Source organism: Nonomuraea aridisoli (genome assembly GCF_003236395.1).
GTDB classification, from domain to species: Bacteria; Actinomycetota; Actinomycetes; order Streptosporangiales; family Streptosporangiaceae; genus Nonomuraea; species Nonomuraea aridisoli.
Window position 1 is genome coordinate 14534 of the sequence record NZ_POUD01000030.1, and the last position, 15326, is coordinate 29859.

A 15326-nucleotide genomic window follows, 5' to 3' on the forward strand; every position below is an offset into this window, starting at 1 on the left:
ATCCCGACGTCAACGCGGGGATCCGCCGAGCGGCCCTGCCTGTCGGCCCGGGCCACGGGAGGAACCGTATTCGGGCGGTGGCCGCTACTGTGACAACGTTGTCTCGACGCATTCCTAGGAGTCTCGTGTCCGTTTTCGCCCTCGCCCTCGACATCGGGGGCACCAAGGTCGCCGCCGGTCTGATCGCCCCCGACGGAACCGTCGCCGACCGCCGCGTACGGCCGACGGCCGTCTCGCCCGACCCCGAGACGGTCTGGCGGCCCGTGGCCGAACTGGTCTCCGAGCTGCGCGCGGCCGCCGGCCCGGCGCGGGTGATCGGCGTCGGCGTCGGCTCGGCCGGCCCGATCCACCTGCCCGACGGCTCCATCAGCCCGGTCAACATCCCGGCCTGGCGCCGCTTCCCCCTGCTGGAACGCCTGGCCGAGCTCGTCCCGGGAGTGCCGGTACGGCTCGCCGGCGACGGCAGCTGCGCCGCGGCGGGGGAGCACTGGCGCGGCGCCGGGCAGGGTGCGGACGATCTGCTGACCATCGTCGTGTCCACGGGTGTCGGGGGCGGCCTGATCCAGGGCGGTCGCCTGGTCGCCGGTCCGACCGGCAACGCCGGCCACATCGGCCACGTGGTCGTCGACCTCGACGGTGTTCCCTGCCCTTGTGGTGGACGCGGCTGCGTGGAGGCGATGAGCAGCGGGCCGAGCATGGTGGAGTGGGCGTTGAAGGAGGGCTGGCGGGCGCCCGTGCCGGCGCCGACCGGGGTGGAGCTGGCGGCCGCGGCCCGGGAGGGCGACCCGTGCGCGAGTGAGGCCTTCCGGCGGGCCGGTCACGCCCTCGCGGCGGGCATCGTCTCGACGGCGGCGATCGCCGACCTGTCCCGGGTGGTGATCGGCGGAGGCGTGGCGGCGGCGCACGACCTGCTCTTCCCGCCGTTGCGGGCGGCCATCACCGAGCACGCCCGGCTGGGCTTCCTGCAGGGGCTGACGGTCACCACGGCCGCTCTCGGCGGCGCGGCCGGCCTGGTCGGCGCCGCGGCGCTGGTGCTCGTCCCGCAGGCGTACGTCGGCCGCGGCGTCGCCTCCCTCGCCTGAGGTCCCGGACGAACGGCGCGTGGCGGCGAGGTTACGCGATGAGGCTTGACAACGTTGTCTGAGGTGGACAGGCTAGCGGCGATCTTCAGCCGGATGTGCCCTTCCGTGACGGCCGGCCATCCCGGCGAGTCCGGCGCGACATCCCGCTCCGTCGCTGTTCACCCCGACGTTCGACGCACTCGATGTTGGTCGAGTCGAAAGGCCCTTCGTGATGCCATATCCCTCCTTAGCCCGGCGGTTGGCCGTGGCCACGGCGCTGTCGCTGCCGTTGTGGGTGCTCGTCCCCGCGCAGGGGGCGAGCGCCGCGGCGCCACCCGGCGACTTCGCCTCCTCCTTCGAGTCCGCCGATCCGCGACCCGCGCAGAGCACCGTCGAGGTCGGCGCGGACGGCAGGCCGGTCCAGTCGAATGTGACCGGATCGAGCTCCACCGAGCTGCCCGGCAGCCTGCTCGGCCGGATCGGCGCGGTGACCGCGAGCGCGGAGAATGCGCCGGGCGAGACCGCGGCCAACCTCAAGGACGCCGACCCGTCGACCAAGTGGCTGGCGTTCGAGCGGACCGGCTGGGTGACGTACCGGCTGGTCGAGCCCGCCGTGGTGGTGAAGTATTCGCTGACCTCCGCCAACGACGCGCCGGGCCGCGACCCCAGGGACTTCACCCTGCAGGGCTCGAACGACGGCAGCACGTGGACCGACCTGGACAGGCGTACGGGGGTGACCTTCAGCGGCCGGTTCGCCGGCAACACCTACGCCTTCGGCAACACGACCGCCTACGGCTACTACCGGCTGAACATCACCGCCAACTCCGGTGACTCGCTCGTCCAGCTCGCCGACTGGAACATCAGCGACGGCTCGGACGTCATGCCGCCCGTCGCCCCGATGGTCAGCGTCTCCGGCGCCGGCCCGGTCAACGGCCCCACCATGAAACCGGAGGCCGGGTTCACCGGAGTGGCCTCGCTGCGCTACTCGGGCGGCGCCAAGGCCGACGGCCGCGCGTACGCGACGAACAAGCTGTTCGACGTCGACATCCCGGTCGGGCCGAAGACGCGGCTGTCGTACACGATCTTCCCGGAGTTCACCGGCGGCGACGACCGGTACCCCTCCACCTACGCCGCCGTCGACCTGCACTTCACCGACGGCACTTACCTGAGCCGGTTGTCCCCGCTCGACCAGCACGGCTACCCGCTGACGGCCGCCGGGCAGGGCGCGGCGAAGGTGCTCTACGCCGACCAGTGGAACGCGGTGCGGTCCGACATCGGGGCGATCGCGAACGGCAAGACGATCGACCGCATCCTGCTCGCCTACGACAACCCCGCCGCGACCGCGTCCACCCGGTTCCAGGGCTGGCTGGACGACCTCGCCGTGACGGCCGCCCCGTCGCCGATCGACGGGTCCAGCCTCACCAACTACGTCGACACCCGGCGCGGGACCAACGCGACGGGCGGGTTCTCGCGCGGCAACACCCTGCCGATCACGGCGATGCCGAACGGCTTCAACTTCCTCACCCCGACCACCAACGCCGCGTCCGACACCTGGCTGTACGACTACCAGCGGGCCAACAACGCGGCCAACCTGCCCACGCTGCAGGGACTCGCGATCTCGCACGAGCCCAGCCCGTGGATGGGCGACCGCAACCAGATGTCGGTCATGCCGGTGCCGGCCGGCGGGCCGCTCACCGGGCCGCCCAGCGGCCGGGCGGCCGCCTTCAGCCACGACGACGAGACCGCGCGGCCGGACCTCTACCGGGTCACGCTGCAGAACGGCCTCGTCGCGCAGATGGCGCCCACCGACCACGGCGGGATCATGCAGTTCACCTTCCCGTCAGGGCAGGCCACCGGAAGCCTCGTCTTCCACAACGGCACGTTCACCATCGGCACCGACGGCACGTTCACCGGCTGGGTCGACAACGGAAGCGGCCTGTCGGCCGGGCGCAGCCGGATGTTCCTCTCCGGCACCTTCGACCGGGCGCCGGCGGCCGCCTCCGCCACGTCCGCCACCTTCGACGTCTCGGCCGAGCGGCAGGTGACGCTGCGCCTCGCGACGTCGTTCCTCTCCGTCGACCAGGCACACCGCAACCTCGGCCTGGAGGTCTCCGGCAGGAGCTTCGAGCAGATCCGCGCCGCGGCCGCCGCCGCGTGGAACGACCGGCTCGGCCGGGTCGAGGTGAAGGGCGCGACCGAGACGCAACGGGTGACGCTGTACTCGAACCTGTACCGGCTGAACCTGTATCCGAACTCCCAGTCGGAGAACACCGGCACCGCCGCCGAACCCCGCTGGCGGTACGCGAGTCCGGTGTCGGCGCCCACCGGCACGTCGACGGCCACGCAGACCGGCGCCAAGATCGTCGACGGGCAGATCTACGTCAACAACGGGTTCTGGGACACCTACCGCACGGTGTGGCCCGCGTACGCGCTGCTGTACCCGGACGTCGCGGCGAAGATCGCGGACGGGTTCGTCCAGCAGTACCGGGACGGCGGGTGGATCGCCCGCTGGTCCTCGCCCGGCTACGCCGACCTGATGACCGGCACCAGCGCGAACGTCTCCCTGGCGCAGGCGTACCTCACCGGCGTCGAGCTGCCCGACCCGCTCGCCGCCTACGACGCCGCGGTCAAGGACGCGACCGTCGCGTCCGGACGCAGCGAGGTCGGCCGCAAGGGCATCGAGTCCTCGTTGTTCCTCGGTTACACGCCGACCTCCACCGGCGAGTCGGTGTCGTGGGCGCTGGAGGGCTTCATCAACGACTACGGCATCGGCAACATGGCCGCGGCCCTGGCCAAGGACAAGGACACCCCGAAGGCGCAGCGCAAGCGGCTGAGGGAGGAGTCGGAGTACTTCCTGCAGCGCGCCCGCAACTACGTCAACCTCTTCGACGAGAACGGGAAGTTCTTCCGCGGGCGCGACGCCGGCGGCAACTTCCTGCCCGGCGACCCGCGGGACTGGGGCGGCGTCTACACCGAGACCAACGGCTGGAACTTCGCGTTCACCGCGCAGCACGACGGCCGGGGCCTGGCCAACCTGTACGGCGGGCAGCAGGCGCTGAAGCGGAAGCTCGACGAGTTCTTCAGCACCCCGGAGAACGCCGACCGGTTCGGCGGCTACGGCACCCTGATCCACGAGATGCTGGAGGCCCGCGCGGTGCGCATGGGCCAGCTCGGCATGAGCAACCAGCCGTCCCACCACATCCCGTACATGTACGACTTCGCCGGTGCGCCCGCCAGGACGCAGGCGATCGTCCGGGAGATCCTGCAGCGGCTCTACGTGGGCAGTGAGATCGGCCAGGGCTACCTGGGCGACGAGGACAACGGCGAGATGTCGTCGTGGTACGTCCTCAGCTCGCTCGGCATCTACCCGTTGCAGGCCGGCTCGTCCCAGTGGGCCATCGGCTCCCCGCAGTTCGCCCAGATGACCGTCCACCGCGAGAGCGGTGACATCGTCGTCACCGCCCAGGACAACAGCACGAAGAACGTCTACGTGCAGAGCGTGAAGGTCAACGGCAAGCAGCAGCGCGGCGTGTCCGTCGACGTCTCCGCGCTCGCCCGCGGCGGCCGGATCGACTTCCAGATGGGCCCGGAACCGTCGTCCTGGGGCACCGGCAAGAACGACGCGCCGCCGTCGCTGACCAAGGGCGACGCGGCGCCCAAGCCGTTCCAGGACACCACGGGGCCCGGCCTCGGCACCGCGACCGCCGGTGACGGGCAGGACGCCTCGAAGTTGTTCGACGACTCGTCGCTCACCCAGGTGACCTTCACCTCCGGCACGCCGCAGATCGGCTGGGCGTTCCGCAGCGGCCGGCAGACGCCGGTCTCCTACACGCTCACCTCCGGGGCGAGCGCCGGCGATCCCACGGACTGGCGGCTGGAGGGCTCCGACGACGGGATCACCTGGGCCACCGTCGACTCCCGCAAGGGCGAGGAGTTCCGGTGGCGTAACGAGACCCGGCCGTTCAGGATCGGCGAGCCGGGACGGTTCGCGCGGTTCCGCCTGGTCGTGACCAAGACCGTCGGCGCTGCGCAGGCCAACCTCGCGGAGATCGAGCTCCTCGCCGGCGGCGACGTCCAGCTCGGCGGGGGCCCCATCACGGTCACCGGCGCGAACGGCGTGCAGGCGACCGCCGGCGTCGAGGTGTCGGCGCCGCTGGCCACGGTCACCGGGGGCACCGCGAGCGGCTACCAGGCCTCCATCGACTGGGGCGACGGCTCACCGGCCACCGCGGGCACCCTGGCACTGAGCTCGCGCGGCGTGTACAGCGTGCGCGGCTCGCACACCTACGCCAAGCCCGGCCACCACCAGGCGAGCGTCACGGTGACCGACGGGACCGGCCGGGGCTCGGCCACGGTCGGCGTGGACGTGGCGTACGCTCCGGACTCCGGCCTCACCGCGGCGTTCGACACCGTCTGCGTCGGCGACGAGGGCGTGCTCGCGGCGGACTGCGACGCCAAGACGTGGGCGTACTCGCGGGCCGCACTCGCGGCGGCGGGCGTGACACAGGGCCGCTCGCACGAGGTGCCGGGCACGGCGCTGCGCTTCACCCTGCCGGCGGTCCCGGCGGGACAGCCCGACAACGCGACCGGCAACGGCGCGACGATCAAGCTGGACCTGCCGGACGACGCGAAGAACATCTCGTTCATCGGCGCCGGCACGCAGGGCGACCAGAGCACGACCGGCACGGCGACGTTCAGCGACGGCAGCACCGCCGCCGTCTCGATCCAGCTGAGCGACTGGACGCTGGGCGGCAACGCGGCCGGCATGCCGAAGTACGGCAACATCGTCGTCGCCAAGGCCGCCTACCGGCTGCACGGCACGAGCCGGGACAGCGCACAGCCGTTCCTGTTCGCCACCGCGCCGTACCGCATCCCGGAGGGCAAGACGCTCGTCTCGGTCACCCTGCCCGAGCAGACCGGCGACCCCGGATCGGCGGGCAGGATCCACGTGTTCGCCGTCGCCGACGACGGCACCCCCGCCGCCGCGCTGGCGATCAGCGGTCTCGAGGACCGGACGGCCGCTCCGGGACAGACGCTCTCGACCGGTCTCGGCTCCGTGACCGGCGGCGTCGCGGGGCCGGAGGGCTATCACGCCCGCGTCCAGTGGGGTGACGGCACGGTCCCCGACGACGTCACCGTCGACGCGTCCGGGGCGATGACCGGTCGGCACACCTACGCGCAGGACGGCACGTACACGGTGCGGGTCACCGCGTGGGACACGCTGTCGAGCACCACCGGCACGTTCACCGTGACGGTGGCGCAGGCCGGGGCGCGGCCGTCGATCTCGGTGTCCGCCTCCGCCGTCGCCGGTGACCCGGTCACCGTCGAGGGCAGCGGGTTCGCCGCCGGAGAGCAGGTGACGGTCAAGCTGGACACCAGCCCGGCGCGCAGCCTGACCGTGCGGGCCTCGGCCACGGGAACGGTGCGCGCGTCGGTCGAGGCGTCCGGCGACGCCCCGCCCGGCCGGTACGCCGTCACCGCGGCCGGCACGTCGTCGCGGACGCCGGCGACGGCCACGGTCCAGGTGACCGAGGAGCCGGAGAAGCGGACGTACCGTCCGCAGGCGCTGTTGTCGGCGACCTCGGGGCCGCGCGGCACGGCGATCGTCGTCGACGGCTCCGGATTCGCGCCCAAGGAAGCCGTCACCATCGGCTTCGGTGACGGCCTGGCGTCCATGACCGTGCACGCCAACGGCGACGGCGTCATCTCGGGCGCGACCCTCAGCGTCCCGGGAACGGCGCGGCCCGGCCCGGCCGGCGTCACGCTGACCGGCGCGGTGTCCAAGACCGGCATCGAGGCCCCCTTCGAGGTCACCTCGGACTGACACCCGAGCCGCCGGTGAGCGGGACGCTCACCGGCGGCTCTTCGGTCACTTGGGCAGGCCGGCGCGGATCACGAGGGCGTCGTGGTCGGTGTACGTCGCGGGCTCCAGCTCCAGGGTCGGCGAAGTGAGGGTGCCGTAGGCGTGCTGGATGCCGGGGGCCTGGGTGGCGGCGGCGTCCGTCAGGGTCCAGTGGCCCTCGGGGGCGCAGGAGGCGCGGCGGTTGACGTCGCCCGCGAAGATCGTCGGGCGGCCGCGGGAGGCGAGCACCTGGCCCAGCTCGGCGCACTGGGTGGAGTTGGCGGTGCCGGGGGCCTCGCCGTCGGTGGACAGGTGGCTGGTGCACACGTCCACGCCGCGGGCGGTGGTCACGCAGAGCCAGCGCCGCTGCTCCACCCCGCTGAACACCGAGTACGGCTCGTCCTGCGACGCCTTGATCGCCTCCTTGGTGAGCACGGCGTTGCCGAACTCGCCGCGCCCGCCCGGCGTCTTGCAGGCCAGCGGGGCGCCGTTGTAGATCACCGTGGCGAAGCGGTAGTGGTAGCCGGTGCGCCGGGCGATCTCGGCCACGTCGCCGCTGCACGCCTCGTTGAGGGTGACCGCGTTGACGTCGTCGGCCTGGACACGCTCGACCACCTCGTCGAGGACCTTCGGGTACTGGGTGCGGGCGAAGCAGCCGGCGTACCCGCTGTCGCAGATGTTCATCTGCAGCAGCGAGTACGGCGGGCGCGCGTCCTGCGCGTTCCCGGGCTGCGCCATGGCGGCGGCGGGGGACAGCAGCAGCCCGGCGGCCGTCAGACCGCCGAGCATCAGGGCACGCGGACGCGTCAGGGAGAATCGGATCACGGCGTCATTGTGGTGGCGTGCACCGTGATCCGAAAGACTGCTCGAAAAGAGTTCACCGCTCCCTCACGCCGCGGTCACCCCCGCGCCGATCCTTCCGGCCGTCCGTCCACGCGGGTCCCTGGGCCGTGACCGGTTACGGATCGTGTATCCGTGCGAAGGTTTTTGTGACCCGTTCGGGAGCGCCGGAATGGTTTTCTTCCCTTTCGGGGTTTCCCGATGAGAACGTTTCGGTCGCGTCCGGACAAGCGCCGGAGAAACGCTTCAACTTTTGTTCCAGAATCCCGGTTCCTCCATCGGCTGGGGCGGATTCTGCTCGGGCGTGCGGCGGGTATCGCCGCCCTGCTCGACTGACGCTTCCCTGAGGCAGGCCAGCAGTTCTTGGAAGAGTTGCCCGATCTGAACATTAGTTTCCTGGTCGGCCTTCAGGCGCTCGGCCTGCCGCTCTTCGATGATCCGCCATTTCCTGCTGAACTCTTCGGGATCCGGACGTGAGGTGACGCGCTCCTGCTCGGCCGCCGTGACCAGGTCGTACAGGTGCGACAGGCGCTCGTGCGACCTGTGGACGTCGTCGTGGTAGTCGTTGACCGTGTTGATCACGTTCTCGTTCCAGGCGTCCTCGTTGAAGAGCGCCTTCACCTCCTTGGCAGTCCGAGTGCGGGGCTCCAGGGCTTGGGCCTCTGAGACGAGCCGGTCCTTGATGGCGTCGAAGCTGTTCATGAAGTCCCTTTCTCCTGTTCGCCGGGAATGGTGCACGGGAAAGCGGCACCACCCCACTATCGGTGGAGAAAGAAGTCTCGGAAAGCCTTCTCGCCGGACTGTCGTACTGAGTTCGCGGGACGGCTCACCGGGAGTCGTGCGCCGCCACAGGGTCAACAGGCGACAACATTAGCGGGCGGCGCACATGTTATTTTCCGGTGTCTTCTCCTGCTATTTGTCTGTGCGCATTCATGGAATATGGAGGGTTAGGCGTCGCGGTGGGCGCGGGCGCGCCAGAGGAGGTAGACGAAGTACGGGGTGCCGATCAGGGCGGTGACCAGGCCGGCAGGGATCTGGGCGGGGGCGATGACCGTACGTCCAAGGGTGTCGGCGAGGCTGACCAGGAGCGCGCCGAGCAGTGCGGCCACCGGCAGGACCCGCACGTGGTGCGCCCCCACCAGGGCGCGGGCGGCGTGCGGGGCCACCAGGCCGACGAAGCCGACCACCCCCACCGCCGACACCGCCGTGGCGGCGAGCAGCACGGCGCAGGCGAGCGCGCCCAGCCGGACCGGCTCCAGGGGGACGCCGAGGATGCGCGGCGTGTCCTCGTCCAGGGAGAGCAGGTCGAGGTCGCGGCGCAGCCACGCCAGCAGCGGCACGGTCACCACGAGCGCGAGCGCGACCGGGATCAGCTGCTCGGGCACCCGGCCGTACGTGGAGCCCGACAGCCAGGTCAGCGCCTTGGCGGTGCTCCACGGGTCGGACAGCACGATGATCAGCACGGTTCCGGCGGTGCAGGCCGCCTGCACGGCGACGCCGATCAGGACCAGCCGGTCGGAGCTCAGCCCGCCGCGCCACGACAGCCCGTACACCACGGCGAACGTGACCAGCGCGCCCACGCCCGCCGCCGCGGACATCGTCCAGATGCCGGCCAGCGGCGCCAGCGTGAGCAGCGAGATCGCCCCCACGCCTGCGCCGGCGGTGACGCCCAGCATGCCGGGCTCGGCGAGCGGGTTGCGGCACACGGCCTGCACCGCCGCCCCCGCCACGGCCAGCGCGGTGCCGGCCAGCGCGGCCGCCATGACACGCGGCCAGCGCTGGTCGAGGACGAACGTCAGCGCCCGCCCGCTGCGCCCCTGCAGCCAGTTGGCGATGTCGCCGGTCAGCAGCCACCTGTCGCCGCCCAGCATGCCGAGGACCAGCGCCCCCGCCAGCAGGGCCGCGCAGACGGCGACCACGGCGGCGAACGCCGTCCGCGACCGCGTCGCACCCGTACGGACCGCGGGGGGACGGCGGGTCGGGCCCGCGTCGCGGTAGCGGCGGGCCAGCCAGATCATCACGGCCGCCCCGAGCACGGTGGTCACCACGCCCGGCGGCACCTCCACCCCGGCCTGCGCGCCCAGCAGGGCGCGCAGCGCGATGTCGGAGCCCAGCACGACCAGCACCCCGGCCAGCCCGGACATCGGCACCAGCACGCGGTGCCGGTGCAGCCCGGGAATGGACCGGGGCAGCAGCCGCACGATCACCGGCGCGCACAGCCCGACGAACCCGATCGGCCCCGCGATCGTCACCGCGGCGGCCGACAGCAGCACCGCCAGCAGGGTGAGCCACAGGCGCAGCCGGCGCACCTTCACGCCGAGCACCGTGGCGGTGTCGTCGCCCAGGCCCAGGATGTCCAGGCGCGGCCCGGCCAGCACCGCCGCCGCCAGCGCGACGGCGATCACCGGCCCCATCTGGGTGACGGCGTCCAGGTCGCTCTGCACGAGGGAGCCGCTGCCCCAGGCGAACAGCCCGGTCGTCTCCTGCTCGAACAGGATCATGAACAGGTTCGTCAGCGAGCTGAGCGCCAGCGCGGTGGCCGAGCCGGCCAGGATGAGCCGGGTCGTCCCCGTGCGCCCGCCCGCCGACAGCGCCAGCACCAGGGCCGCGGCGCCCAGCCCGCCGAGGAGCGCGAGCCCGCCCGACAGCGACACCGGCAGGGTCAGCCCGAACGCCGCCGCGGCGGCGACCGCCAGGTACGCCCCGGCGCTGACGGCCAGCGTGTCGGGGGAGGCCATCGCGTTGCGGGCGACCGCCTGCAGCAGCGCCCCCGCCGCGCCCAGCGCGACGCCGACGCAGACGCCGGCCAGCAGCCGGGGCAGCCGCGAGGCGAGCAGCACGCGGGCGGCCTCGTCGCTGCCGCCGAACGGCAGCGCCAGCAGGTCGAGCGCGCCGACCGACGAGGTGCCCTGCGTGACGTGCACGGCGGCCACCAGGACGGTCGCTGCCAGCGTCAGGAGGACGACCCCGGCGGTGCCCAGGCGCCGCAGCGGCGTGGCCGGCGGCGCCCCGGGAGAGGCCGGGGTCAGGACGTCCGTGCTCACCCCGCGTACGCCTTGACCAGGGCGTCGGCGTACTGGCGGCTGGAGAGGGGGCCGCCGAAGGTCCAGATGCCGTCGGGCAGCTTGGTGACCTGGCCCTTCTCCACGAACGGCAGCGACTTCCAGATGGCGTTGCCGGCCAGCCCGTCGGCGAAGACGTCGTCGCCGTCGGAGGCGTTGTAGAAGAAGCGGATCGCGGGGTCCTTGAGCGAGGTCAGGCCCTCGACGTCGGTGGTGCCGAGGCCCCACATCTCGTCGACCTTGCCCGTCCAAGCGTTCTTCAGGCCGAGCTCGGTGGCGACGTCGGAGACGAGCGAGCCCTTGCCGAACAGCCGGATCGAGATCGTGCTGCCCTGCTTCCACCCGTCGGCCATGACGAACGGGCTGCCGCCGGCGCCCGCCGCGGCGATCTTCTGCTTGCCCTCGGCCAGCGCCGCGTCGAACTCGGCCAGCAGTTTGCCGGCCTCGGCGGTCTTGTCCAGCGCGGTGGCGATCATGTTGAGGTCCGCGCGCATGCGCGCCAGGTTGCCGGTGGCGTCGCTGCCCTCCGTCACCACCACGGGCACGAACGACTCCAGCTGGGAGACCAGCGCGGAGTCGCGCGCCGCCTCCATGACGACCAGATCGGGCTGCAGGGCGCTGATGGAGTCGACGCTGGGCTCCTGCCGGTTGCCGACGTCCTTGACGGACGGGTCGAGCTTGGCGGAGGTGTTCCAGACGCCGTACCCGGCCACGTCGGCCACGCCGATCGGCATGACGCCGAGGGAGGCCACCATCTCGGTCTCGGCCCACTCCAGGGTGACGACCCGGGTGGCCGGGCGGTCCAGCGTGACCTGCTTGCCGCGGCTGTCGGTCACGGTCACGGGGGCGGCCGACGGCGTCGCGCCGCCGGAGGGAGCCTGCTCGGCCACCGGGGCCTCGGTCGTGCCGCAGGCGGTGAGGAGGACGATGGCGGCCAGTGCCGTCAGGGTGGCCGTCAGGGCGGTGCGCATGGTGGTTCCTGTCATGTCGTCGCGGGGGCGGTTCTGCTGTGGCGGCCGATCGGCCGGGTGGTCACGGCTCCGGTGCCGGGGTCGTGGCTGACCTCGATGCGGATGCCGTAGGTGTCGCTGAGCAGGCTCTCGGTGAGCACCTGCGCGGGCGGGCCGTCGGCGCGGACCCGCCCCTCGTGCAGCAGCACGACGTGGTCGGCGATCTCGGCGGCCTGGTTGAGGTCGTGCAGGACGACGCCGATCGCCACGCCGTGCCCGTCGGCCAGGTCGCGGACGAGCTCCAGCAGCTCCACCTGGTAACGCAGGTCGAGGAACGTGGTGGGCTCGTCCAGCAGCAGGACGCCGGTGTCCTGTGCCAGGCAGGTGGCCAGCCAGACGCGCTGCAGCTCGCCGCCCGACAGCTCGTCCACGGGCCGGTCGGCCATCGGCGTGACGCCGGTCAGCTCCATGGCTCTGGCGACGGCCGCCGCGCCGCCGGGGTCGGCGGCCCGCCAGCGCCGCCGGTACGGGTGGCGGCCGTACCCGACGACGTCCGACACCCGCACGCCGCCCGGCGTGGGGCGGCTCTGCGCGAGCAGGGTCACCCGCCCGGCGAAGTCGCGCGCCGTCAGCTGCAGCGCGTCGGCGCCGTCGCCCAGCGTCACGGTGCCGCTGTCGGGAAGGTGCAGCCTGGCCAGCGCGCGCAGCAGCGTGGACTTGCCGCTGCCGTTCGGGCCCACCAGGGCGGTCACGTGGCCCGGGCGCAACGTGATGCGTCCGTCCTCGACCACGGGGGTGCCGTGATAGCTGAGGCGCAGCTCCACGCCGCGGAGGGCGATCTCCTCGGTCATGGGCTTAGGTTAGCCTAACCTTTCCTGAAAGATTACCCCTGGTCCCCGCATATCCGAAAGGGCTGGGATACCCCGTCCTGCGGCTGATCGGCGGCAGGCACCGCGCGGTCACCTTCGACGCCCGCGGGCGCGGCAGGTCCGGCAGGTCGGCCGACTACTCCCTCGGGGCCGCGATCGGCGACGTCGGCCGCGTGATCGAGACGGCCGGGCTCGACCGGCCCTCCGGCGCGCCGGCCGAGGACAACGCCCGGATGCGCGCCGCCGTCTCCACGGCCACGGCGGCGAACGAGCTGGTGACGGTCTTCGCGACCGCGCCGGGCAACCACGTCCAGGTCGTCGCCAAGGACGCCGCGCTGGTGGCCGGGGCGATCGAGTACGTCGTCCAGCACCGTGTTGTCATATGACTTGGCGACTCGTACGATGACATGCGCATCGTCCGACTTCACCGCTGGGATCCGCCATGGCCTCCGACCGCATCCGCCACGTCTCGCTCTCCTCCGTCACCCTTCCGCTCGACGTCCCGGTCAGCGACGCCAAGGTGCTGACAGGGCGGCAGAAGCCGATGACGGAGATCGCCTTCCTCTTCGCCGAGATCAGCACGGAGGACGGCCACGAGGGCGTCGGCTTCAGCTACTCCAAGCGGGCGGGCGGCCCGGCCCAGTACGCCCACGCCAAGGAGGTCGGGGAGAACCTCCTCGGCCAGGACCCGTCCGACATCGGCAAGGTGTACGACACGCTGCTGTGGGCGGGCGCCTCCGTGGGCCGCTCGGGGGTGGCCACCCAGGCGCTGGCCGCGATCGACATCGCCCTGTGGGACCTGAAGGCCAAGCGCGCAGGGCTGCCGCTGGCCAAGCTGCTCGGCGCCTACCGCGACTCCGTCCGGACGTACAACACCTCCGGGGGCTTCCTGCACGCGCCGATCGAGGAGGTCAAGGAGCGGGCGGCCCGGTCGCTGGCCGGTGGGATCGGCGGCATCAAGATCAAGGTCGGTCAGCCGGACATGAAGGAGGATTTGCGCCGCCTGGCGGCCGTGCGTGAGCACATCGGCGAGGACACGCCGCTGATGGTGGACGCGAACCAGCAGTGGGACCGGCCGTCCGCTCTCCGTTTCGGGCGGGCGGTGGAGGAGCTGGGCCTGGTGTGGATCGAGGAGCCGCTGGACGCCTACGACGCCGAGGGGCACGCCCAGCTCGCCGCCGCGCTCGACACCCCGATCGCGACGGGGGAGATGCTCTCCAGCGTCGCCGAGCACGTCCGGCTCATCGAGGCCCGCGCCGCCGACATCATCCAGCCGGACGCGCCGCGCGTCGGCGGCATCACCCCGTTCCTGCGCCTGGCCACCCTCGCCGACCACGCGGGCCTGCAGCTGGCCCCGCACTTCGCCATGGAGATCCACCTCCACCTGGCCGCCGCCTACCCGCGCGAGCCCTGGGTCGAGCACTTCGAGTGGCTCAACCCGCTGTTCAACGAGCGGCTGGAGACCCGCGACGGCCGCATGATCGTCCCGGACCGGCCCGGGCTCGGCCTCACGCTGAGCGAGCAGTGCCGCAAGTGGGCCGTGGACGGCGTCGAGTTCGGGAAGGCCTGACGCCATGGGCGACCGCATCACGTCGGTGCGCCTCGGCCACTACGCCGTGCCGCTAGCCCACGCCGTCAGCGACGCCAAGGTGGCCACCGGCAGGCAACGGCCGCTGACCCAGATCGACGTCCTCACCTGCGAGATCGGCACGGACGACGGCCTGACGGGGCTCGGGTTCTCCTACACGACGCGGGCCGGCTGCCGGGCGCAGTTCGCGCACGCCAAGGAGATCGCGGACAACCTGCTGGGCGAGGACCCGTCCGACATCGGCCGCCTGTACGAGCGGCTGCTGTGGGCCGGCGCGTCGGTGGGCCGGTCGGGAGCGGCCACGCAGGCCATCGCCTCCGCCGACACCGCGCTCTGGGACGTCAAGGCCCGACGGGCCGGGCTGCCGCTGGCCAAGCTGATGGGCGCCCACCGCGACGCGGTGCGCGTCTACAACACCTCCGGCGGCTACCTCCAGGCGCCGATCGAGGAGGTCAAGGAGCGGGCGGCCCGGTCGCTGGCCGGTGGGATCGGCGGCATCAAGATCAAGGTCGGTCAGCCGGACATGAAGGAGGATTTGCGCCGCCTGGCGGCCGTGCGTGAGCACATCGGCGAGGACACGCCGCTGATGGTGGACGCGAACCAGCAGTGGGACCGGCCGTCCGCTCTCCGTTTCGGGCGGGCGGTGGAGGAGCTGGGCCTGGTGTGGATCGAGGAGCCGCTGGACGCCTACGACGCCGAGGGGCACGCCCAGCTCGCCGCCGCGCTCGACACCCCGATCGCGACGGGGGAGATGCTGGCCGGCGTGCCCGACCTCGTCCGCCTCATCGACCTGCGCGCGGTCGGCTTCCTCCAGCCCGACGTGCCGCGCGTCGGCGGCGTCACCCCCTACCTCAAGGTCGCCGCGCTGGCCGACCACGCCCATCTGCAGGTCGCGCCGCACTTCGTGATGGAGATCCACGTCCACCTGGCCGCCGCCTACCCGCGCGACTCCTGGGTCGAGCACATCGAATGGCTCTCCCCGCTGTTCGAGGAGCGGCTGGAGATCGACGGCGGGCGCATGCGCGTCCCCGACCGGCCGGGCCTCGGGCTGACGCTGAGCGAACGCCGCCACGAGTGGCTCCTGGACGATGCCCGATTCGGGACGGCCGAGTAG

General features: G+C 72.4%; 10 protein-coding genes. 5 read left to right on the forward strand and 5 right to left on the reverse strand.

Going from position 1 to position 15326, the window contains the following annotated elements; genetic code table 11:
- The first annotated feature begins 125 nt into the window (after positions 1–125).
- Positions 126–1082 (forward strand): ROK family protein, encoded by a 957-nt coding sequence (locus tag C1J01_RS10380; RefSeq protein ID WP_111178578.1) that lies wholly within the window; start codon positions 126–128, stop codon positions 1080–1082.
- Between the two features lie 244 nt (positions 1083–1326).
- Positions 1327–6885 (forward strand): GH92 family glycosyl hydrolase, encoded by a 5559-nt coding sequence (locus C1J01_RS10385; protein WP_220039835.1) that lies wholly within the window; start codon positions 1327–1329, stop codon positions 6883–6885.
- Positions 6886–6930: 45 nt separating this feature from the next.
- Here the strand turns inward: C1J01_RS10385 and C1J01_RS10390 are convergent, their stop codons facing one another.
- The 5 genes from C1J01_RS10390 to C1J01_RS10410 all read right to left on the reverse strand — a co-directional run bounded on the left by C1J01_RS10390 (position 6931) and on the right by C1J01_RS10410 (position 12606).
- Positions 6931–7728, reverse strand: a complete 798-nt coding sequence (locus tag C1J01_RS10390) for an endonuclease/exonuclease/phosphatase family protein (protein WP_111178582.1) — start codon at positions 7726–7728, stop codon at positions 6931–6933.
- A 261-nt stretch (positions 7729–7989) separates the two neighbouring features.
- Positions 7990–8445, reverse strand: a complete 456-nt coding sequence (locus C1J01_RS10395; RefSeq protein WP_111178584.1) for a hypothetical protein — start codon at positions 8443–8445, stop codon at positions 7990–7992.
- A gap of 245 nt (positions 8446–8690) precedes the next feature.
- On the reverse strand, positions 8691–10787 hold the full coding sequence (locus C1J01_RS10400; RefSeq protein WP_111178586.1) for an iron ABC transporter permease: 2097 nt from the start codon (positions 10785–10787) through the stop codon (positions 8691–8693).
- A complete protein-coding gene (locus C1J01_RS10405; protein WP_111178588.1) occupies positions 10784–11776 on the reverse strand; it encodes an ABC transporter substrate-binding protein in 993 nt (330 codons plus the stop codon). Before C1J01_RS10405 ends, C1J01_RS10400 begins: the two co-directional genes overlap by 4 nt.
- An 11-nt stretch (positions 11777–11787) precedes the next feature.
- Positions 11788–12606, reverse strand: coding sequence for an ABC transporter ATP-binding protein (locus C1J01_RS10410; protein WP_111178590.1), 819 nt, complete (start codon positions 12604–12606; stop codon positions 11788–11790).
- Between the two features lie 191 nt (positions 12607–12797).
- Between C1J01_RS10410 and C1J01_RS10415 the strand changes: the two genes are divergently transcribed.
- From C1J01_RS10415 to C1J01_RS10425, 3 genes are read left to right on the forward strand one after another with little or no spacing between them, the layout of a single operon-like run.
- The gene (locus C1J01_RS10415; RefSeq protein WP_111178592.1) at positions 12798–13010 is read left to right on the forward strand and encodes a hypothetical protein; all 213 of its coding nucleotides are present in this window, start codon (positions 12798–12800) and stop codon (positions 13008–13010) included.
- A gap of 56 nt (positions 13011–13066) precedes the next feature.
- The gene (locus C1J01_RS10420; RefSeq protein ID WP_111178594.1) at positions 13067–14194 is read left to right on the forward strand and encodes an L-talarate/galactarate dehydratase; all 1128 of its coding nucleotides are present in this window, start codon (positions 13067–13069) and stop codon (positions 14192–14194) included.
- Positions 14195–14198: 4 nt separating this feature from the next.
- Complete coding sequence (locus C1J01_RS10425; RefSeq protein WP_111178596.1) at positions 14199–15326, forward strand: L-talarate/galactarate dehydratase; 1128 nt, start codon at positions 14199–14201, stop codon at positions 15324–15326.

Excerpts from the sequence above, each read along its gene's own strand:
- C1J01_RS10405 (WP_111178588.1), bottom strand. The coding sequence starts at position 11,776 with ATGCGCACCGCCCTGACGGCCACCCTGACGGCACTGGCCGCCATCGTC.
- C1J01_RS10395 (WP_111178584.1), bottom strand. The coding sequence starts at position 8,445 with ATGAACAGCTTCGACGCCATCAAGGACCGGCTCGTCTCAGAGGCCCAA.
- C1J01_RS10420 (WP_111178594.1), top strand. The coding sequence starts at position 13,067 with ATGGCCTCCGACCGCATCCGCCACGTCTCGCTCTCCTCCGTCACCCTT.
- C1J01_RS10410 (WP_111178590.1), bottom strand. The coding sequence starts at position 12,606 with ATGACCGAGGAGATCGCCCTCCGCGGCGTGGAGCTGCGCCTCAGCTAT.
- C1J01_RS10425 (WP_111178596.1), top strand. The coding sequence starts at position 14,199 with ATGGGCGACCGCATCACGTCGGTGCGCCTCGGCCACTACGCCGTGCCG.